At 58.5% G+C, this 20,543-nt stretch carries 19 protein-coding genes; 5 read left to right on the top strand and 14 right to left on the bottom strand.

The genetic code is table 11. The features are described 5' to 3' along the window. Positions 1 to 11: 11 nt before the first annotated feature. A complete protein-coding gene (locus ABRP88_RS04075) occupies positions 12 to 1,118 on the bottom strand; it encodes a CE1 family esterase (protein ID WP_349836279.1) in 1,107 nt (368 codons plus the stop codon). Between the two features lie 109 nt (positions 1,119 to 1,227). Here ABRP88_RS04075 and ABRP88_RS04070 point away from each other — a divergent pair, with 109 nt between their 5' ends. Further along, a complete protein-coding gene (locus tag ABRP88_RS04070; RefSeq protein ID WP_284770538.1) occupies positions 1,228 to 2,331 on the top strand; it encodes an isochorismate synthase in 1,104 nt (367 codons plus the stop codon). 10 nt (positions 2,332 to 2,341) lie between these two features. On the opposite strand, the gene ABRP88_RS04065 is transcribed toward ABRP88_RS04070, so the two are convergent. The 9 genes from ABRP88_RS04065 to ABRP88_RS04025 all read right to left on the bottom strand — a co-directional run bounded on the left by ABRP88_RS04065 (position 2,342) and on the right by ABRP88_RS04025 (position 12,999). Then, positions 2,342 to 2,860, bottom strand: a complete 519-nt coding sequence (locus ABRP88_RS04065; protein ID WP_410756180.1) for a class I SAM-dependent methyltransferase — start codon at positions 2,858 to 2,860, stop codon at positions 2,342 to 2,344. Positions 2,861 to 2,966: 106 nt separating this feature from the next. Next, positions 2,967 to 3,779, bottom strand: a complete 813-nt coding sequence (locus ABRP88_RS04060; RefSeq protein WP_284784993.1) for a fumarylacetoacetate hydrolase family protein — start codon at positions 3,777 to 3,779, stop codon at positions 2,967 to 2,969. Positions 3,780 to 3,894: 115 nt separating this feature from the next. Next, entirely contained in the window at positions 3,895 to 4,914 is a 1,020-nt protein-coding gene (locus ABRP88_RS04055) for a 3-isopropylmalate dehydrogenase (protein ID WP_284770541.1), read from the bottom strand. 135 nt (positions 4,915 to 5,049) lie between these two features. Further along, positions 5,050 to 6,636: a phosphoglycerate dehydrogenase gene (gene serA / locus ABRP88_RS04050; RefSeq protein WP_284782941.1), complete on the bottom strand. Its 1,587-nt coding sequence runs from the start codon at positions 6,634 to 6,636 to the stop codon at positions 5,050 to 5,052. A 64-nt stretch (positions 6,637 to 6,700) separates the two neighbouring features. Next, positions 6,701 to 7,612, bottom strand: coding sequence for a hypothetical protein (locus ABRP88_RS04045; RefSeq protein WP_237801087.1), 912 nt, complete (start codon positions 7,610 to 7,612; stop codon positions 6,701 to 6,703). Beyond that, positions 7,596 to 9,386 (bottom strand): GmrSD restriction endonuclease domain-containing protein, encoded by a 1,791-nt coding sequence (locus ABRP88_RS04040; RefSeq protein ID WP_349836275.1) that lies wholly within the window; start codon positions 9,384 to 9,386, stop codon positions 7,596 to 7,598. The genes ABRP88_RS04045 and ABRP88_RS04040 overlap by 17 nt, the downstream gene beginning before the upstream one ends. 127 nt (positions 9,387 to 9,513) lie before the next feature. After that, positions 9,514 to 10,527: a ketol-acid reductoisomerase gene (gene ilvC, locus ABRP88_RS04035; RefSeq protein ID WP_349836273.1), complete on the bottom strand. Its 1,014-nt coding sequence runs from the start codon at positions 10,525 to 10,527 to the stop codon at positions 9,514 to 9,516. A gap of 102 nt (positions 10,528 to 10,629) precedes the next feature. Continuing rightward, the gene (ilvN, locus tag ABRP88_RS04030) at positions 10,630 to 11,145 is read right to left on the bottom strand and encodes an acetolactate synthase small subunit (protein WP_284770546.1); all 516 of its coding nucleotides are present in this window, start codon (positions 11,143 to 11,145) and stop codon (positions 10,630 to 10,632) included. A 3-nt stretch (positions 11,146 to 11,148) separates the two neighbouring features. Then, the gene (locus ABRP88_RS04025; RefSeq protein WP_284782929.1) at positions 11,149 to 12,999 is read right to left on the bottom strand and encodes an acetolactate synthase large subunit; all 1,851 of its coding nucleotides are present in this window, start codon (positions 12,997 to 12,999) and stop codon (positions 11,149 to 11,151) included. 302 nt (positions 13,000 to 13,301) lie between these two features. Between ABRP88_RS04025 and ABRP88_RS04020 the strand changes: the two genes are divergently transcribed. Both ABRP88_RS04020 and ilvD read left to right on the top strand, forming a co-directional pair. Continuing rightward, the gene (locus ABRP88_RS04020) at positions 13,302 to 13,844 is read left to right on the top strand and encodes a PH domain-containing protein (protein ID WP_284770548.1); all 543 of its coding nucleotides are present in this window, start codon (positions 13,302 to 13,304) and stop codon (positions 13,842 to 13,844) included. Between the two features lie 51 nt (positions 13,845 to 13,895). After that, positions 13,896 to 15,749 (top strand): dihydroxy-acid dehydratase, encoded by a 1,854-nt coding sequence (ilvD, locus tag ABRP88_RS04015; RefSeq protein ID WP_284770549.1) that lies wholly within the window; start codon positions 13,896 to 13,898, stop codon positions 15,747 to 15,749. Here the strand turns inward: ilvD and ABRP88_RS04010 are convergent. The 3 genes from ABRP88_RS04010 to ABRP88_RS04000 all read right to left on the bottom strand — a co-directional run bounded on the left by ABRP88_RS04010 (position 15,746) and on the right by ABRP88_RS04000 (position 17,541). Then, positions 15,746 to 16,057 carry a transcriptional regulator gene (locus tag ABRP88_RS04010; RefSeq protein ID WP_284770550.1) on the bottom strand — a complete coding sequence of 104 codons (312 nt, stop codon included), beginning with the start codon at positions 16,055 to 16,057 and terminating at the stop codon, positions 15,746 to 15,748. The two genes, ilvD and ABRP88_RS04010, sit on opposite strands and share 4 nt — an antisense overlap. Beyond that, a complete protein-coding gene (locus ABRP88_RS04005) occupies positions 16,047 to 16,517 on the bottom strand; it encodes a cb-type cytochrome C oxidase subunit IV (protein WP_349836268.1) in 471 nt (156 codons plus the stop codon). The genes ABRP88_RS04010 and ABRP88_RS04005 overlap by 11 nt, the downstream gene beginning before the upstream one ends. 133 nt (positions 16,518 to 16,650) lie before the next feature. Beyond that, on the bottom strand, positions 16,651 to 17,541 hold the full coding sequence (locus ABRP88_RS04000; protein WP_296088463.1) for a DoxX family membrane protein: 891 nt from the start codon (positions 17,539 to 17,541) through the stop codon (positions 16,651 to 16,653). A gap of 193 nt (positions 17,542 to 17,734) precedes the next feature. Between ABRP88_RS04000 and ABRP88_RS03995 the strand changes: the two genes are divergently transcribed. Then, positions 17,735 to 18,832 (top strand): glutathione S-transferase family protein, encoded by a 1,098-nt coding sequence (locus ABRP88_RS03995; protein WP_284782920.1) that lies wholly within the window; start codon positions 17,735 to 17,737, stop codon positions 18,830 to 18,832. Here the strand turns inward: ABRP88_RS03995 and ABRP88_RS03990 are convergent. Beyond that, on the bottom strand, positions 18,801 to 19,673 hold the full coding sequence (locus tag ABRP88_RS03990) for an ArgP/LysG family DNA-binding transcriptional regulator (protein ID WP_284782918.1): 873 nt from the start codon (positions 19,671 to 19,673) through the stop codon (positions 18,801 to 18,803). The genes ABRP88_RS03995 and ABRP88_RS03990 overlap by 32 nt on opposite strands. A gap of 69 nt (positions 19,674 to 19,742) precedes the next feature. Here ABRP88_RS03990 and ABRP88_RS03985 point away from each other — a divergent pair, with 69 nt between their 5' ends. Next, positions 19,743 to 20,468: a LysE/ArgO family amino acid transporter gene (locus ABRP88_RS03985; protein WP_349836266.1), complete on the top strand. Its 726-nt coding sequence runs from the start codon at positions 19,743 to 19,745 to the stop codon at positions 20,466 to 20,468. Positions 20,469 to 20,543: the final 75 nt, after the last annotated feature.

Raw genomic sequence — 20,543 nt, 5'->3', positions numbered from 1 at the left:
ACCGTCTAGGACTACACGCGTGTCTTGGTGGAAAGGAAGTCCCACACAACATTCGGGGTATCCGGCTGCCAAAACCACGTGTGTTCAGCAGGCACCTTGATCAATTCCACGTCCTTCTGGCAACCGTTGAAGTTCAGGCGCTCGGCCCCTCCAATATCCGCTTGGGTTTGGAAGGTCATATCGCAGCGATTGCGGTTGAGATACCCTCCCAAGACGGTGCGCACGGGAAGATAACCAGCTTCGTGCCGGTCGCCGCCTTCATAGGTCATCATCTGATCGTGGGTGCCGTGCATGATGAGTGTATGCATTGGCGCATCGCCGCAATTGGTTTCAACGGGGGTATAAAAAGCTCCAGAGACCATGGCAACCGCAGCAAATGTATCTTGAGCGTGACAGCCTAATACCGAGGTAAAACCTCCACCATTGGACATTCCCATGGCGTAGACGCGGTTGCGATCCACGTGATAGTCCGCATCCACCGCATCCAAGATGCGCTTGATGAAGCGGATATCTTCGCCGTCATGGGTTTTGGCATATGGAGCTGCTTCCCAGGCGCGTTCGTAGCCCTCCGGGTAAATGATGATGGCCTCATCGGTGGCTGACGTATTGCCCATCCGTGCGTAACTAGAGAAATTTTCCGGGGAATCTCCCCAACCGCCAAATCCAAAAAGCACCGGGGATGGTTTTTCGGGCGAGTAATTATCGGGGATACGCACGAGGTAGCGGCGCTGTTTTCCTTCGTGTTCCATCTCGAGCGATTCCATAGTTCCCGGTGCAATGGCCGGATCAGGATTAATGCTGGGATCAACAGAAGGCACAGGTGGAGTCGGCTCGGGATTACCCGAAACTGGTGGCTCACCGTCAGTAGACGGGTGCGCCTCAGCATCGCGAGGCGTCGATTCAGTGACACCTTCAGGGAGCAAATGCGAGCCGTCTGGTTCTGGAATCACGGGCTCGCCGGAGTGGTGGTCTTGTTCTGGCACAGGCGCCGGGTGCGTCGGTTCTACCGGTGATCCGGCACCTTCTTGTTCCTGCGCCATTGCCGGCACGCTTAAAGCTGCGCCTATCACTAGCAGTGAGGTCAAGAGATAGGTGAATCGAAGAAAAACTTTAGTCACAATAGCCACTTTTGTAACAATAGTTATATCGGTTGTGCCAGCAGGTGCCCACACGCTTGGCAGAGGGTAATTTCTACCAACTTTTAACGAGGCACTAAGCTAGATCCCCATGCACGAAGACAGACCAAGCACCGCCCCCGATTTCTTGCTCTCCCGAGCAACGGGGTCTGTCCGTACCCAAGGTGCGCGGGACACCTTTACCAGTGCCGAGGCAGCGGTTGACGCCTTGCGCCGAGGCGGGGCCGAGATGGTCGTAGGTGCCATCCCCTTTGATTCCGATACTCCCGCCGCGCTGACCGTTCCAGAATCAATCATCCGAGAAGACGGCCCGCTAGAACCACATGCGTTCTACCGCAATCAGACCCTCAATTCCCGCGTCGTGGGCTTTGACCCAGAGCCAGAAGAACACCTGCGCCGCGTTGAAGCGGCCATCGGCACCATCGAAACCTCGAAGCTAGAAAAGGTGGTTTTAGCCCGCGCGGTCGATATCGAATTTGCTTCCCCCATCGATCCCCGGCTGGTGGCCGCGCGCCTAATCGATCTCTCCGTCAACCGCGATGGCTTCATTGCGGATCTCTCCCCTGCAGGCCGCCCAGGGGCCATGCTGGTCGGTTCTTCGCCAGAGGTGCTGATCAAGCGCCAAGGCTCGACCGTGTCTGCATTCCCGCTCGCCGGCTCCACCCCGCGCCGAGCCAATAAAGCGGCAGACCACATTGCCAGCCAAGACCTCTTGCACTCCGCAAAGGATCTGCTCGAGCACTCCTTTGTGGTAGAGCACCTGCGCAGGGTGCTAGAGCCGCTGTGTAGCAGCCTCAATATCCCCGATACCCCGCAGCTCATACACACCAATGAGATGTGGCACTTGGGCACGCCAGTTACCGGTACCCTGCGGGATAAAGACCTCACCGCCCTGGAATTGGCAGAAGTAGTCCACCCCACCCCCGCAATCTGTGGCACGCCGACGGAAGCTGCGCAGGCGCTTATTGAGACCGCCGAGACCGACCGCGGCTTCTATGCCGGCACCGTCGGCTGGTGTGATAGCTCCGGTGACGGTGAATACATGGTAGCTATCCGTTGCGCAGAGGTTGCTGGCGATGGCCTCTCCGCCCGCGCCTGGGCCGGCGGCGGCGTGGTCGGTGCCTCCAATGCCCAGGCGGAGCTGGAAGAAACCACCGCCAAGCTCCAGACGATCTTACGGGCGCTGAGCCTTTAAACGGTGCGGATTAGTACCGCTTTGCCACGAGAACCACGTCGCTGGTGTGGTGAGCGCCTGCGCCGCTAGTTACATGGCGCGGCGATCGCCGCAAGGTCTGCACCGTCAATTCGGTCAGGTTTTCCGCCAGCCATTCCGGCATGGCGATCTCTTCTGACTCCATATCATGGTGAACATAGAGCAAGGTTCCGTCCGTGGCGACGAGCTTTTCTAACAGTGCTACTTCCCGTGAGTTGGCACGGACACTGCCGTAATGCACGGTGACCAAATCAAATGGGGCGTGGCTGAACTCATCAAAGGTGGCAACCTCCGCGGCTACTCCTCGCGCCCTAGTCCGTGCCACGGCAGTCGGAGCAAAATCGATGCCGAGTACCTGCCAGCCGTGCTCGTGCAGCCACTGGGCATCGGCGCCTTCCCCGCAGCCGATATCGAGCGCGGTACCGCCTGGAAGGTCACTAACATAGTCCACCAGCGTGGCATTCGGACTCCCCGACCACACCTGCACAGCGGAGCGATAGCGCTCCTCCATTTCCTGCGCGCTGGGCGCAGACCCGCGGTGGCCTTGATGCGAATGTTCCGGCACGCCGTTCTCCTTCTAGCAAAACCTCACCAGCGGCAGCTGCTGTGGGATGAATCTACTGCGCCCTAGAGATGATATTGCGCAGAGTACCAACCCCTGGGATCTCAATTTCGATGGTATCGCCCGGCACCATCGGAGCGGTTCCCGCGGGCGAGCCGGTAGTGATGACATCACCAGGCAGCAAAGTATATGCGGCAGAAATCTCTTCCAAGATGCCGCCCATCTTGACGATCATCTGATCCGTATTGGAATCCTGCTTCTGCTCACGGGAACCATCATGGGTCAGGTACGCATTGATCTTCTGATCATCAAGATCCAAGCTATCCAGGTCCGTTTCAATCCACGGGCCCAGCGGGCAGAAGGTATCAATGCCCTTGGCGCGCGCCCACTGACCATCCTTGAACTGGAGGTCACGGGAGGAAACGTCGTTGCAGATGGTATAGCCCAGCACGTGGTCTTTCCAGTTCTCAGCCTTGATATTCTTCGATGGCTTGGAAATAACTACGGCGAGTTCGCCCTCAAATTCCACGTTGGTGGCATAATCGGGAATCTTGATGGCCTCATTCGGGCCGATAACCGCAGTCGAGGGCTTCAGGAAGATGGTGGGCGGCAGCTTATCGGAGGACTTCTTAAATACCTCGGCCACGTGGTCGGCATAGTTGCGCCCGAGCGCCACCACCTTGGTGGGCAAGGTCGGCGCCAAGAGGCGCACCTCGCCCAGCTTCCATTCCCGGCCGGTGGGCTCCGGCGGGGTAAATGGAGTGCCGGAGATTTCTTTAGCTACAAGCTCCTCCATCGGGGCGTCTTGTGGCCCGTCGATGATGGCAAAGCAAATTCCTTCTGGGTGTGCAATTCGTCCTAAACGCATAACGGCCATCCTACTAAAAGGGAGCCTTTACATGTGTGCAAAGTTTGCGGTGTTAATATGCAAAGATTATTTAGTTCCTTGCCAACACCGCATTCGTACAAAGGACTTCTTGCGCTTAAGCTTGCAGGCTCGCTGCGATCCGATCCCCTACCTCGACGGTCTTGATTGGGGCATCGCCCCGCTTGGCGATGTCCTCCGCCACCGCCTTTTCAATCTTCTGCGCATTGTCTTCATCACCCAGCTGCCGCAAAAGCATCGCCGCCGACAAGATAGCCGCGGTGGGATCCGCGATGCCTTGTCCGGCAATATCAGGTGCCGAACCGTGCACTGGCTCAAACATGGAGGGGTTCTCGCCCGAGGCATCGATATTGCCCGAAGCAGCCAACCCAATTCCGCCAGTAATAGCGCCTGCTAAGTCCGTTAAGATGTCTCCAAAGAGGTTATCGGTCACAACGACATCGTAACGGGAAGGATCCGTCACCATGTAGATGGTCGCGGCATCGATGTGGTTATAGTCCACCTCCACCTGCGGATATTCCGCCGCAACTTCTTCCACCGTGCGGTGCCACAAGTCGCCGGCGTTGACGAGGACATTGGTCTTGTGCACCAGGGTCAGGTGGTTGCGGCGCTGCGATGCCCGCTCAAAGGCATCGCGCACCACGCGCTCTACCCCGAAGCGGGTATTTTGCGAAACCTCGCTGGCGACCTCGTGCGGCGTTCCTTCCCGCAGCGTGCCACCATTGCCGCAGTACAGGCCCTCGGTGCCTTCACGCACCACGACGAAGTCGATCTCGCCCGGGTTAGCCAGCGGCGAGTGGGCCGTGGGATACAAGATAGAAGGGCGCAGGTTCACGTGGTGATCGAGTGCAAACCGCATCTTCAATAACAGGCCGCGTTCCAAGACGCCCGGTGGAACCTCACCTGGCGCACCAATGGCACCCAGCAAAATGGCATCGTGCTCGCGCAAGCTGGCCAAGTCTGCATCCGTTAAAAGCTCGCCATTACGCAGGTAGCGCCGCGCGCCCAAGTCATAATCGGTGGTTTCAATATCGCTGCGCACGGTGCGCAGCACCTTCAGGGCTTCCGCCGTTACTTCCGGCCCAATGCCGTCGCCGCCAATAACCGCTAATTTCATTAGATAGGATTCCTTTCTCACATAGTGGATTAGGGATTAGTCTACCAAAGGAAACCCGCCCATCGCAGCATAATTCTGCGCGATGGGCGGGCACGAGTACGCGGTTAGGCCAATCCGTCCTAACCTGCGCTGAGATTATTCATCCATGTCGAATTGCTGGCACGTAGCGCCAAGGGCGGAGTTGATCTCCTCGATGAGAGAATCTGGCACCTCGGACTCCACGCGCAAGATCAGCACGGCATCGGATTCCTGCTTGCCCTGCGTCAAGGCTGCGGCGATGATGTTGATGCCCGCAGCACCCAGCTTGGTACCCACGGTACCCAGCGCGCCTGGGGCATCGGCATAGCGGAAGAACAGGTTGCGGCCCTCGGCCCGCATATCCACGCCACGACCGTTAATACGGACAAACTTTTCGGTCCCGTCAATACCGATAAGCGCACCGGTAAGCGAGGAGGTCACGCCCTCCGCGCTAATGACCTTGACCTGCAAAGAAGAACGGTGCCCCTTGGATTCTGGGTTTGTGGAGACCGAAACTTCGACCCCACGGCTCTCAGCAATCTGCATCGCGTTGACAAAGGTAACCGGCTCCGAAGTCACACCGCTAAACAGACCGCGTACGGCCGAAAGGCCCAGCACGTCCACATCCTCAGTGGACAGCTCGCCGCAGGCCTCGATCTCCACGGCGACGGGAGCCTGGTCCAACAGGCGTCCGGCCGTAAGGCCCAGCTTGCGGGCGAGGTCGAGCCAGCCGGCAACCTCTTCTCCCACCGTGCCGCCGGAGACGTTGACCGCATCGGGAACGAACTCGCCGGCCAGAGCCTTGAGCACAGATGCGGCGACATCGGTACCCGCGCGGTCCTGTGCCTCCACGGTGGACGCGCCCAAGTGCGGCGAGACCGTGACCTGCGGCAGCTTAAACAACGGGGAATCCGTGCACGGCTCCGTGGAGTAGACGTCAAAGCCCGCACCGCGGTGGTGGCCGGAGGTAATGGAATCCGCCAAGGCCTGCTCGTCTACGAGGCCGCCGCGGGCGGCGTTGATAAGAATCTGGCCTTCCTTTGCCTTGGCCAGAAGCTCCGCGTTAAACATTCCGGCGGTCTCTGGAGTCTTAGGCAGGTGAATGGTGACAAAATCTGCCTGCGCCATCAGCTCTTCCAGCTCGACCAATTCCACGCCAAGCGCTGCCGCACGCGCCGGATTGGCATAAGGATCGTGGGCAATAATCTTCGTTTCAAAGGCGCTTAACCGCTGGGCAAAAAGCTGACCGATGTGGCCGAAGCCAACGATGCCAATAGTCTTGCCGTAGACCTCGACGCCCTTGAAGGAAGAGCGCTTCCACTCGCCCTCGCGCAGGGACTGATCCGCCGCAGGAATCTGGCGGGCAGTGGCCAAAAGCAGGGCAATCGCCTGCTCGCACGCAGAGTGGATATTGGAGGTGGGAGCGTTGACCACCATGACACCCTTATTGGTGGCGGTGTCAATATCCACGTTATCCAGTCCCACGCCCGCGCGGCCCACAATCTTGAGCTTGGGCGCTGCTTCTAGAACTTCAGCGTCGACCGTGGTGGCAGAGCGAACGAGCAGCGCATCTGCTTCTGGAACCGCCGCAAGCAATTCCTCGCGGTTCGGGCCATCTACCCAGCGCACCTCGACGGAATCCCCCAACGCCGTCACTGTGGATTGGGCCAATTTATCGGCGATAAGAACTACCGGCTTCGACATATCATCCTTCGTTTCACTTCGTTGTGCATTACGCGACAATAACCGCGTGTGAAGGAAGTGTAGTTCAGTTTGGGGTGCCCTGCCGTATTTTTTCCTTAAATTCTTTCACGTGACCGAATTCCGGGCCCAAAGCGATAAGCGAGCCCTCATCGAGCCCTGCCACCATGGCCATACTCCGCTTATCTTCCAGCGGATCCGCCGTCGGCATCACCAAAACCGAGCCACCATAGGCCGCGGCAGTAATGACATTGGCTACCGGACTATCCGCTGTGGCCACGATATTGGGGGCCATCTGGCCATCGCGCCGCGACTGTGCCGGGACGGCCGGCAGCTTTTTGCCATCATCGTCAGGTTCGCCCTCATAAGGAATCCAGGCAGGACGCAACTCAACGTAGGGTGTTTTATCCAGCCGCGCGATGTCCTTGACCACCTGGTTCGGCGAGGCAACCACCTTGGACTCGTACTGGAAGGCCGTAAAATCCCCCAGCGCTTCATGCGTTCCCGGATCCTTGATGACAGTGAAATCACCGCTGGATTGCGTCCACGGGATATCGCCCACGATGACGAGTCGTTTTACCTCCAAGTCTCCGACCAAGTTGAGGATGTCACCGCGGCGCGAGCGATCATATTCCACGGCCGGCAAGTGCTGGTTAATCGCCAACGTTGCCGCGCGCAACACGGATTTATCATCGGGCGCAAAGAGCACCATGGAATCTGAATCATCGAAGAAAGTCCGCGCGGCCTCGATGCCACTCGGATCGTCGATGATGTCCAGTTTGCCGGCGAATTTGGGATCGATAAGGCGGTTTTGATTCTCTGACTTGGCGCGCTCGAGCTCGACATCGGACTCGGAGAGATCCGACAGACCTCGCTTGACCAGTTTGGGTTCCTGCAAGGCATCACCGCAGCCAACAAGTACGAGGGAGGCTGCGATAACCACTGCAGCCGCCCGATACCTCTTAGCGGCCAAACGCATGTGGCCCCTCTTCACCGCCGGCCAGGTTTGCTTCATCGACATCTCGAATGACGGGAATGCCTAAGGTTTCTTCCACTAGATCCACGAAGCGATGGCGACGATCAGCCAAGAATTCCTGAATCTTTGACTCCCTTAGGTTAGCGACATCGAGGTCGTGCGATGCCAGGACGGCATCAAATTCCTCGTCTTCCATGATGGACTTGGACTGCACGCGAGGCAGGTAGCGGTTCGGCGCGAACCCATCGAGGACGACCTCTGTGCGCTTGCCCATCGGGGTGTAGTTCATGACCGAATGGGCCAAGACCGAATCCACCCCGTGGCGCTGGCACCAATTCAGTGGGAATACCGGGAAAAACCCGGGCTTCAACTCTTCAAAGGTGTGGCGAGTAAATTCACTGCCCGTCCGCCAATCCTTCGCGCCGCGGGCCATAAGCAGGGCATAGATTCCGTGCCATACCCCATCGTTTTCATCGACCGAGAGCAGGCGGGATTCCCGAAATCCTGCATCCGCGACCGTCTTGGGAACATCATCGGTGGCCCCGGCAACCCACTCGGTCACCTCATCCACATCGCGGGCAGCGCGCAGCGGCACCGCGGAAGAACCGTAGAGCTCGCCAAAGACGCCACACCAGAACCACTGGTCAATGCGATCCCATGCCTGCTGGCCGGAAAGGGCCCCAGGCCGCTTGGCCAGCCGAGCGATGATGACCGCCAGCGGCACGATCTGTTCCGTATACGGCACCTGATCCAAGCTTAAAATGCGGCGCTGCGCCAAGAATTCGGCAACCTCGTGGAAGGTGATGCGCAGGTCGTGCGCGGCCGCCTTGTACTCGGACAGGGACAACTTCAAAATGTCTTCGCGCTGGCCGCCGGCATTGCCCTTCTCCCCTGTGACCAAGAGGGATACTGCGGAGAGGAATTCATTACGTCCGATGCCATCGAGCGCAGGAGAATCCCGCAGATCCTTTTCCACCTGCTGCCAATCGTTGGCAAGGTGGAAGGTCGGATCTTCGGAGGCAAAGACGGCGGTTAAGAGATCGAAGACATCCATCTGTAAGCCTGCGGAATTTGCCTGGGCAAAGATGGAACCGATTCCGGAGCGCTCCGTTTCGCGGGATAGCCGGATCATCGGGATGTCATAGCCCGCCAAGGGGCGCACGATGCGGTTATTGAACGCGGCAAGCTCGGCGCTGCATTGCTCGTGTGTGGCGGCGAGCTCGAAAAGCATGCTGGTGCCTTCCTCGCTGAGTAGCGAGGCCACGGGGATGCACATATTGTCCAGCCCATCCTGGCGGCAGGTAATAGCCCCATCAACGTCGGGGCCGAAGTGCGAGCAGATCTCGCCGTTTTGGTCGACGGCGAAAATGGCGTCATCGGCAAGCAAGTCCCCGCTTACCGCGGCGCGGACGTCGATGAAAAAGCGGCGGTGGACCTTCTTTTTCCGGAAGTCAGTGGTCTTGACAAAACCCTCGCCATTAAAGCAGTGGTACAGGGAGGTAAGGCGCTGTTGGCCGTCCAAGAGCAGCAACCCGGGCTCGACACCAACCTCGGGCGCACCCGCCAGCACCCTGGGGCGGAAACGCATCTTTTCATTGCGGGTATCTAGGGCCATCAGCGCGCCGATGGGGTATCCACGCAGGACCGTAACGATAAGTGAGCGGATGCGGTCTTCATCCCAGGCGTAGCTGCGCTGGAAATCCGGAAGCTGGATATCGCCCCGGTCAATCCGCGAAAAAAGATCCCTGAGATCATAGCTTGGCGTCGTAAAACCCATAGGGCCAATACTACCCGCAACACCTCCGCGGCACCTCACAGACTTAGGTGCTGCGACAATGCTCAGCAAAGGCACAAAAGCGGCCCACGGGGAGTTTCCCGCGGGCCGCAGTGACTTCAGCTAGTGACTAGGCAGTAGCGTCCAATGGGTTCTTGACCCAGCTCATGAGATCGCGCAGCTTGGTGCCGGTCTTTTCGATCTCGTGCTGCGCAAATTCTTCGCGCATTTCTTCCAGCTCCTTGTTGCCGCCCTCAACGTTGGCGAGCAGGCGCTTGGTGAAGGTGCCATCCTGGATATCGGACAGAACGTCCTTCATGCGCTGCTTGGTATCAGCGTTGATGATGCGTGGGCCGGAGATGTAGCCACCAAACTCAGCGGTATCAGAGACCGAGTAGTTCATGTTGGCAATGCCGCCCTCGAACAACAGGTCCACGATGAGCTTCATCTCGTGCAGGACCTCGAAATAAGCCATCTCTGGCTCGTAGCCGGCTTCGGTGAGGACCTCGAAGCCGTTGCGGATGAGGAACTCGACACCACCGCACAGGACGGCCTGCTCACCAAAGAGGTCGGTGACCGTCTCTGCCTCGAAGGTGGTGGGGATAACGCCGGCGCGGGCGCCACCGATGGCAGCGGCATAGGACAGGGTCAGGTCATGACCCTCGTTCTTCGGATCCTGCTCGGTCGCGATCAAGCAAGGAACACCCTTGCCGTCTACGAACTGGCGGCGGACCAGGTGGCCAGGGCCCTTAGGCGCAACCATGCCGACGGTGACGGACGCAGCCGGCTCAATCAGCTTGAAGTGGATATTCAGGCCGTGACCGAACAGCAGTGCATTGCCGTCTTCCAGGTTCGGGGCGATGTGCTCTTCGAAGATCTCCTTCTGGGAGGTATCCGGCGCCAGCAGCATAACGACGTCGGCCCACTTGGATGCCTCCGCGACGGACTTGACCTCGAAGCCAGCCTCCTCTGCCTTGGCTGCGGACTTAGAGCCCTCGCGCAGACCGATAACAACCTCAACGCCGGAATCGCGCAGGTTCTGGGAGTGGGCGTGACCCTGGGAGCCGTAGCCGATGACCGCTACCTTGCGGCCCTGGATGATCGACAGGTCAGCATCGTCGTCGTAGTAGGTATCAATAGCCATTTCAAATCCTCAATTCTTTGGTAGGAAAAGCTGTAATGAAGCGTCCTAACGCAGAGTATATACCACTGCGCGGGACAATGTGTTCACATCGTGAGATTTTATTTACTTTTTGGGAGCCGTAGCCTTCGGGCCGCGCCCCAAGGCTACGTGGCCCGATTGCACGAGTTCGCGAATACCGAAGGGCTCGAGGACTTCAAGCAGCGCCGCGAGCTTGCCCGGCGTACCGGTAGCTTCCACGACAACCGATTCCTTTGCCACGTCGACCACGCGGGCGCGGAAGATATTCACCGCATCCACCACCTGTGCGCGGTTGGAATTATCGGCCGCTACCTTCACCAGCATGATGGCGCGAGCAACCGTGGAATCTTCCTTGAGTTCCACGACCTTGATGACCGGAATGAGCTTATTGAGCTGCTTCGTTACCTGCTCAATGATCACTTCAGAGGCATCCACAACGATGGTCAGCCGGTTAATTCCCGGGGTTTCCGTGTGCGCGGAGACCAGGGACACCAAGCTGTAGCCACGGCGACTGAACATTCCCACCACGCGGGCGATGATGCTTTCTACATCCTCAACTAATACCGATAAGGTATGCCGAGTTACCTCGTTTTGCGTCATGGTTTATGCCTCCTGAATGGTTTCGTCGATCTCAGCCGGGGTCTCCGCGGCGGATTCAGCTTCATCAAAAAGCGGGCGCAGGCCGCGGGCGTACTGGATTTCCTCATTGGAGGCACCGCCACCGATCATCGGCCACACCTGCGCATCTTGGCCGACGATGAAGTCAATGACGACTGGCTTATCGTTAATTGCCTGCGCGCGCTTAATGGCCGGAACGACTTCTTCTTCGCTCGTGACCCGGATGGCTTCACAACCGAGCGCTTCGGCCAAACGGACGAAGTCCGGGGTGAAGGCGTTTTCTTCGCGCAGCTTGGTGTGCGAATAGTGCTGATCATAAAACAGCGTCTGCCACTGCCGGACCATTCCAAGGTTGCCGTTATTAATGACGGCAACCTTAAACGGGAAGCCTTCCAAGGCTGCAGTGGTAAGTTCCTGGTTGGTCATTTGGAAGCAGCCATCACCATCGATGGCCCAGACTTCCTTATCTGGACGCGCTGCCTTTGCACCCAAGGCAGCGGGAACGGCATAACCCATGGTTCCAGCGCCACCGGAGTTGATCCAGGAACGCGGGTGTTCAAAGTCCAAGAACTGCGCGGACCACATCTGGTGCTGGCCCACGCCCGCACAGTAGATAGCTTCCGGCCCCACGGTTTCACTGAGCTTTTCCAAGACGAATTGTGGATTCAGCAGGCCATCATCGGTGGGCTCATAACCGCGTGGGAAACGCTCTTGCATGCCGCGCAGGTAATCGTGCCACTGTTTCACCTCGGTGGCTGGCTGCACATCCTTCTTGCGGTACTCCTTGCTAAGCGCGGTCAAGCACTTCTTGGCATCGCCGACGATGGGAACTGTAACTTCCCGGATCTTGCCAATCTCAGCTGGGTCAATATCGGCGTGGATGACCTTCGCATTTGGCGCGAATGTTGAGGTATCGCCGGTCACGCGGTCATCGAAGCGGGCGCCGATGGCAATGATGAGGTCAGCACGCTGCATCGCCGCGACGGCCGGAACTGTGCCGTGCATGCCCGGCATCCCCATGTGCAGCGGGTGAGAGTCCGGAAAGGTGCCCAGCGCCATCAGGGTGGTAACCACCGGGATATTCGTGAGCTCCGCAAACTCCAGCAGCTCTTGGGAGGCATTAGCTTTAACGACTCCGCCGCCGACATAGAGCACGGGCTTTTCCGCATGCGACATCAATTCCACGGCCTGAGCTACCTGCCGGTGGTGTGGCTTGGTGACTGGCTTATATCCTTGCAGGTCAAGCGTTTCCGGAAAGCGATAATCCAAAAAGCCGTTTTGCACGTCCTTAGGGATATCCACGAGCACCGGACCGGGGCGGCCAGTGGAGGCCAAGTGGAAGGCAGCCGAAATAGCAGAAGGGATCTCTGAGGGATCCGTCACAATGTAATTGTGCTTGGTAATCGGCATGGTGACACCGCGGATATCGGCCTCTTGGAAGGCATCGGTACCCAAAAGGTTACTGCCCACCTGGCCGGTGATGGCGACGATGGGAACGGAGTCCAAGTTGGCATCGGCAAGCGCCGTAACCAAGTTGGTCGCACCGGGACCGGAGGTAGCGATGCACACACCCACCTTTCCGGATGCCTGCGCATAGCCCTCGGCGGCGTGGCCGGCGCCTTGTTCATGGCGGGTTAGCACGTGGCGAAGCTTGGTTGAACCATGCAGTGCATCGTAGAGCGGAAGCACGGCACCGCCTGGAATACCGAATACGAGATCGGTGCCCAGATCTTCCAGCGTGCGGACAATTGCATGAGCCCCACTCATTCGCTCCGCTGACGCAGCTGTCTTTGCAGCGGCCGCGGAAGCAGGCGTGGGCGAGGATGTCGTTACCACGGTGTATGTGCTCCTTGGGTTGGTCTGTCATGGAAACTGATCATCGAAAACGCCCTAGTTACAACTAAAGCCCCCGCGGGCCGGTGGTCTGCGGGGGCGAAAGCGTCGACGTTCAGGAAACGTCGCGGTCACCGCCGCGCTCGTACCACCTGAAGTCGAATCATGATCATATTTCCAACTATATACCGATAGAATTATATCTGGAAGCCGTTACCCCCTTTTGGGAAAAGTTTCTCATATGATGAAACGCGGCGAAAAAATGGTTCGCTTCCCCACCACATGGTCAATTAGGCTGGCTGACTATGACCCCACCAGCACAGGACAAACAACCTCGTCAGTCCACCACCCAGGCAGAGGTCTTCACCCCTTCCCGCGACCACATCTTGGGCATCTTAATTTTGTCCACGATCGCCTTATTAAGCATTGGCTGGGCGCCCAAATACCTGGGGTGGCTGCTGATTATCCCCGTAATCGGCCTCTGGTGGGTCATCAAGGCCCGCACGCGGATCTCTGAGAAAGGCATTTCCATTTCTTATGCGTTCCGGAAAAACGTTTCCATCGCATGGGATGATTTCGCCGGGATTGGCTTCCAGCGCGCCCGGGCCTTCGCGCAGACTAAAAATGGTGCGAAACACAACCTGCCTGGCGTAACCTTCAACTCACTGCCCCGCTTGGCACAAGCATCCCGCGGGCGCATTCCCGATGCCCTCACCCAGGGCCGCGAGGCAGCCGACGACAAGGTCGTCATCGTGCACCGCGACGGGCAGCAGATCCTCTTAAGCAAAGAGGAATATGCTGCATACCTAGAAAAGCACCCCGAACTTAAAGATTCGGCAGAAAACTAAATCTACTTTCTCCCCCATTTGACCAATCCATAAGGAATAGTGACTTAATCCATGTTCCCACTGCGCTCTAAAGTAACTACCGTCGGACGCCAAGCCTCCGGTGCGCGTGCCTTGTGGCGCGCTACTGGCACCAAGGAAAACGACTTTGGCAAGCCCATCGTCGCTATCGCCAACTCTTATACGCAGTTCGTCCCCGGCCACGTGCACCTAAAAAACGTTGGGGATATCGTCGCCGATGCCGTCCGCGAAGCCGGTGGCGTACCCAAGGAGTTCAATACCATTGCCGTGGATGACGGCATTGCCATGGGCCACAGCGGCATGCTGTACTCCTTGCCCTCGCGCGAAATCATCTCCGATTCCATCGAGTACATGGCCAATGCGCATACTGCCGATGCCCTCGTCTGCATCTCTAACTGCGATAAGATCACCCCGGGCATGCTCAATGCCGCAATGCGGTTGAATATCCCCACGATCTTTGTCTCGGGCGGACCTATGGAGGCCGGCAAGGCCGTCGTGGTCGATGGCGTTGCCCATGCGCCGACTGACCTGATTACCGCTATCACCGCATCCGCGAATGATAGCGTTTCCGATGCTGGCTTGGCCCAGGTGGAAGAATCCGCCTGCCCCACCTGCGGTTCCTGCTCCGGCATGTTTACCGCTAACTCCATGAACTGCTTGACCGAGGCGCTCGGTTTGGCGCTTCCTGGCAATGGCACCACGTTGGCCACCCACAGTGCTCGCCGCGATCTCTTTGAAAAGGCCGGTTCCACCATCGTCGATATGTGCCGCCGCTACTACGGCGAGGAAGACGAGTCCGTCCTGCCGCGCAATATCGCGACCAAGGAAGCCTTTAGCAATGCCATGGCCCTCGATATGGCCATGGGCGGATCCACTAACACCATCCTGCACACCCTTGCCGCAGCGCAAGAGGGTGAAGTGGACTTCACGCTGGATGATATTAATGACATCTCCTACCGCGTCCCCTGCTTGTCCAAGGTCGCGCCCAACGGCACCTACCACATCGAGGATGTACACCGCGCCGGCGGCATTCCGGCTATCTTGGGCGAGCTGCGCCGCGCGGGCCACCTCAACCTCAAGGTGCACACCGCGCTCTATGACAATGCGGAGCAGTGGCTCGATGATTGGGATATCCGCAATCCTCGCGTAACCGATCAGGCCCGCGAGCTCTACTACGCCGCTCCAGGCGGTGTACGCACCACGGAGCCGTTCTCCCAGTCCAACCGGTGGGATGAACTGGATACGGACGCGGTCAATGGCTGCATTCACGATGCTGACCACGCCTTTTCTTCCGACGGTGGACTGGTGGTCCTGCGCGGCAACTTGGCGCCGGACGGGGCCATCGTCAAGGCGGCCGGCGTGGAAGAAGAGCTGTGGACCTTCTCTGGCCCAGCCCGCGTGGTGGAGTCCCAAGAGCAGGCCGTATCCATCATCTTGAATAAAGAGGTCCAGCCCGGCGATGTCGTCGTCATTCGCTACGAGGGTCCGTCCGGTGGCCCCGGCATGCAGGAAATGCTGCACCCGACGTCCTTCCTCAAGGGTGCCGGCTTGGGCAAGGCCTGCGCCTTGATTACCGATGGCCGCTTCTCCGGCGGCACCTCCGGGCTTTCCATTGGCCACATTTCTCCTGAGGCCGCCCACCAGGGGCTCATCGGGCTCATTGAGAACGGCGATACCATTTCCATCAATATCCACGAGCGCGAGCTCACGCTCGACGTGGACGATGATGTTCTGGAGCGCCGCCGTGCCGCGCAAGAACAACGCGAAAAGCCATGGACCCCGGTGGACCGCAACCGCCCCATTACCAAGGCGCTGCGCGCCTATGCCGCAATGGCGACCTCCGCAGACCGCGGCGCGGTGCGCGTGGTAGACGGCTACGTGAACTAACGCGCCATCTCTTGAATGGCCGCGAGGTGGGCATCGAATGCTGACTTGCCAGTAGCAGTCAGCATGACCCACACGGTGTCCTTATCGCGGGAAGACCCGTACTCGCGAAACCGGCTGATATAGCCTTCCTTTTCTAGGGCGGTTAATTGTTTGGATAAGGTGGCGGCCGATTGGTCTACTTCTTCCCGCAGCGCCGCGAAGCGCATCTCGCGGCGCACCTGTCCCTCCACCGCACCCCGCGCGTTCAAAACTGCGCAGATTTTGAAGCGATTGAGCGGATAGATAACCGGGTCAATGTCACTGAGCACTGCGGCCCTCTCCTTGTCGCGCTGCAACGTCCAAGGCACGAGATTGCAGCACCCAGACCATTGCCGCTGCCCACAAGACCACGAAGATAACCAATGCCCACGTGTGCTCACGCAGCATGTTCGTAACAAACATCGGGACAAGTATTACTGCCATCCCCGCGTAGTATTTCTTATCAACCTTGGGCTGGGTATACGGATCCTGGCGATAGCTGGTCCGCACCTTATTTTGGTAATGAAGCAGCGCCCACACCAAGAGTCCTATAAGAACAAAGTAGAAAATGAGAAACGCGACGGGGTGCATCACCTCCGCGAATACGGTCATTCCCACATAGAACACTGCCAATGCAATCACTAGGAGGATATTTTGCACCAGCCGCTTACGCTCAGCCCCTTGATCCTGCAGGCTGTCATTAAACTCGAGCGACTTCTTTAGCTCATCTTCCATCTTTTCTGCCACCATCTCAAAATCCAGCTTTGCTTACTTTCCTTTATGGCAATCCTTTCACTTTCCATAGTGGAAAGCAAGGGTACAAAGAAAATCCCTACCGCATTGACTGCGGCGGGGATCCACTCACGCGGTAGCGAATAACAGGCTAAGCAATGGGGTTTACGGCCGCGCCGAAGAACCACACGGCGACCAGGATGGCGATGCCAACCACCACAAAGACCCACGACGTGCCCAGCGGGCGCCGCGCCCAAGAGCGGCCAAAGTCCAAGGAAATGAAACCAGGACCGGTAAATTGCAGGCCAATCGCGATAACGAAAAGTACCAGGGACAGCCATACCGAGTCCGGCCAGTCAAAGACTTGGAGACCGGCGCCTGAATCCGCCAGCTCGTGCAAGGCGGCGAAACCGGTAACGACCAAGCCAAGCATTGCTGCCAGCGGGCTAATCAGACCCAACAGGAGAAACGCGCCGGCAATCAGCTGCACGGTCGGCACCGCAAGGGCAAACGAATTGGCCCAAGCGTACTCAGAGTAGTCGCCTTCTAGCCCGGAGACACCCGCGCCATCGCCCAGCGAGAAGAAGGTGGATACTCCGGCAATAATGAGGTAAGCACTCATAGCCAATCGGACGAAGAAGAGACCAAAGTCAATGGTGCCGCGGCGCCCATAGTGCTTATAGCCCTCTTTGTCCTCTTGCTCCTGCTGTAGCTTGCGCTCTTGTTCCGCCTGCTCCTCTGGGGTCAGGGCAGCACCTTCAGCCGCGAAACCTTCGGTCTGCGCCGCCGCCGAGGGATCTAATACCTGGGTATCCTCACCGGTAGATTGATTGCCCCCTTCCTGTCCAGCCTCATTAGCGGCAGGATTGGGCATAACTTCCGTCTCCGCCGCCTCCTGCTTCTGTGGCCGAATCTCTTGCGGTTCGGCGCGCCCTGCGCGCGCGAAGACATCGGGGTTATCCCGCTGCACAGAATCGTAGGCTGGGACGTTGAGATCCTCATCTAAGGGGTTGGCTTTATCCGGTTGCTGCTTATCGCTCATATGACCAATTTAAGACACTTGCCTGCAGTTTTGCGGTACCGTTAACGGCGCGCCGCAATTGTTCCCCCACCTCCCTTCCCCTGGCCCGCAACTTGTTGTAACATCAACAATGTCATGTAGTTGACATATAAACATTAATTGCCGGCGGGACACTTCCCCGCCTTATCAATCCACCAGAATTGGGAGTGAATCGATGACTTCACACGACTCCGATTGGGCAGGAGATGCCCGCAATGCTTCACCAGACGGCGAGTTTATTCGCGATACCACCTATATCGAGGATCGCATTTCACCTGCGGTATCCGAGGTAACCGCACAAGATGATGACACCTTTCATTGGCCGATGGAGGCTGGCCGCTACCGCTTGGTTGCCGCCCGCGCGTGCCCGTGGGCACACCGCGCGGTCATCGCCCGCCGCTTATTAGGTTTAGAAGATTCCATTTCCCTAGCCCTCGCCGGGCCCGTACACGACGCGCGGTCCTGGACATTCGACTTAGATGAGGGCGAGGTAGACCCGGTTTTGGGCTACAAACGCCTGCAGGAAGCCTACTTCGAGCGCTTCCCGGACTATCCCCGCGGTATTACCGTACCCGCCCTGGTAGAAGAATCAACGGGCCGCGTGGTCACCAATGATTACCCCTCTATGGTGCGCGATTTTATTGAGCAGTGGACGGACTTCCAAGCAGAAGGCGCCCCGGATCTCTTCCCAGAGCAGCACCGCGAGGAGATGGAAGAGCTCAATGAGTACATTTTCCACGGCATCAATAATGGCGTGTACCGCTGCGGTTTTGCCGGTTCGCAAGAAGCCTACGAAGAGGCCTATGACCAGCTGTGGGATGCACTCGATTGGGCCGAGAAGCGCCTAGGCACCCAGCGTTATATGGTCGGCGATCACATTACCGAGACCGATATCCGCCTATTTGCCACTCTTATACGCTTCGACCCCGTGTATTACTCGCACTTCAAATGCTCGCGCCACAAGATTCAAGAACTGCCCAACCTGCGCGGCTACCTGCAAGAACTTTTCCAGTTGCCAGGTTTTGGTGATACCACCGATTTCACCGAAATCAAGCAGCACTACTTTGCCACTCATTCCGAGATCAACCCCACCCGCATCGTTCCGGTGGGGCCGGATATGTCCTGGTTAGCAGAGCCGCACGACCGCGACCGTTTTGGCGGCCAGCCCTTCGCTCCTGGCGTGCAACTGCCAGGTCCCATCCCCTCCGGCGAGGAAGTAAAGAACCCAGAAGACTTCCAACTTAAGCTCTTCCCAGCGCCGCAGCCGCGTTAATCACCGACCGCGTCAGATCGCTTAAGACCTCGGATTCTAGGCGCCAGCGCTGCCAGTAGAGGTCGATGTCGAGCTGGTGGTCATCGAGAAGCAACAGCTCTTGCGATTCCACCAGCGGCTGGGCCTGGGCCTGCGGCAATAGCCCCCACCCCAGGCCCACGCGCACGGCCTCCAGGTAGCCTTCCGAAGAGGGAATTTGCGAAACCCGGGCGCGCACAACATGGGAATCAATAAAGCGATCCCGCATAGCATCATCAAGCACCTGGTCATTGGGGCCATAGCCCACCAGCGGCATCGTCTCCCAGGTCAGTTGGCCCGCGTGGAAGCGCTCCGCGATGTGCGGGGCGGCGACGGCGAAATAGCGCATGATCCCCAAAAACGTGGAATCGCACCCGGATACCGGCGAATGTTCCCTCGTCACGGCGCCTAGAACATCGCCGCGCCGCAACATCGCCAGGGTGCGTGCCTCATCCTCAATGCGGATGCGCAGTGCAACGTCACCCCGCTGCGCGGTATCGCTTAATACCTGCGTAAACCACGTGGCCAGCGAATCGGAGTTGATGGCCACCGACAGGGGCACGCGCGCTAGGCGCTGGCCTAACCGCGCATCGGTTTCTGCCTGCACCAACGCCATACGCCGGGCCGCTTGCACCAAGATCTCCCCGGCCTCCGTCGCCCCCACCGGGTTCGCCCGCCGCACCAGCACGCGACCGGTACTCGCCTCCAAGGCCTTGATGCGTTGGCTCACCGCAGACGGAGAAATTCCCAGGACCGAAGCGGCAACCTCAAAGCTTCCTTCTTCCACGATGGCCAGCAAGGTTTCCAAATGTACGGGGTTCATGAAGCTATTCTAAACCATATGAAGATAGATTAACTGGACTTATTTACGGCTTGGATTCACACTAGAGGCATGTCCATCGTGCTAGCTGGTTTTGTGCTTGGTTTATCGCTCATTGTGGCCGTCGGCCCCCAAAATGCGATGCTGTTGAAATACGGTATCCGCCGCGATCACATCGGGCTCATCATCGTGGTGTGCGCGCTTTCCGATGTCATCCTTATTACCTCCGGCACCGCCGGTGTCGGCTACCTGGTGGAGCGCTTTCCCACTGCACTTGAGGCGCTCAAGTACATCGGCGCAGCCTACCTCGCCTTTTTCACCTTCACCTGCTTCCGCGATGCCTTTAAAACCAAAGGCGAGGCCATCGACGTGGAATCCACTTCCCGCAATTCCACCGAGGAAGTCGCGACCTTCGACGGCGACAGCGACTCCTCGGGTGGAGCCGGCACCGAGCATGGCTCTGTAGCCACCGCTACCACCACCCAACGCCAAGAGATCAAGCGCTCGCCCTCCTGGGTCAAGCCGCTGCTTACCGCGCTGGCACTGACCTGGCTCAATCCTGGCGCCTATGTCGACGTTTTGGTCATGCTCGGCGGCATCGCCAACCAGTATGGAGACCCCGGCCGGTGGCTTTTCGCCGGCGGTGCGATTGCCGCCAGCTTTACGTGGTTCCCCGTCATTGGCTTTGGAGCAGCCCGCTTCTCCCACGTCCTCTCCCGCCCCGAGGTATGGCGGTGGATTAACGTTGGCATCGGCGTCATCATGATTGGCCTGACCCTCAAACTCCTCCTGCTTTAACCCCCAGCCCAGATTGTTCCAGCGGGCATAGGGGGCAGCGGCAAGCACAAGGCATAGAAAATCCCTCCCCGGGAA

This window comes from Corynebacterium sp. KPL2734 (assembly GCF_040225595.1).
Lineage (GTDB): Bacteria > Actinomycetota > Actinomycetes > Mycobacteriales > Mycobacteriaceae > Corynebacterium > Corynebacterium rhinophilum.
The sequence above is the reverse complement of the archived record's forward strand: the minus strand, read 5'-3'. Positions and strand labels throughout refer to the sequence as shown.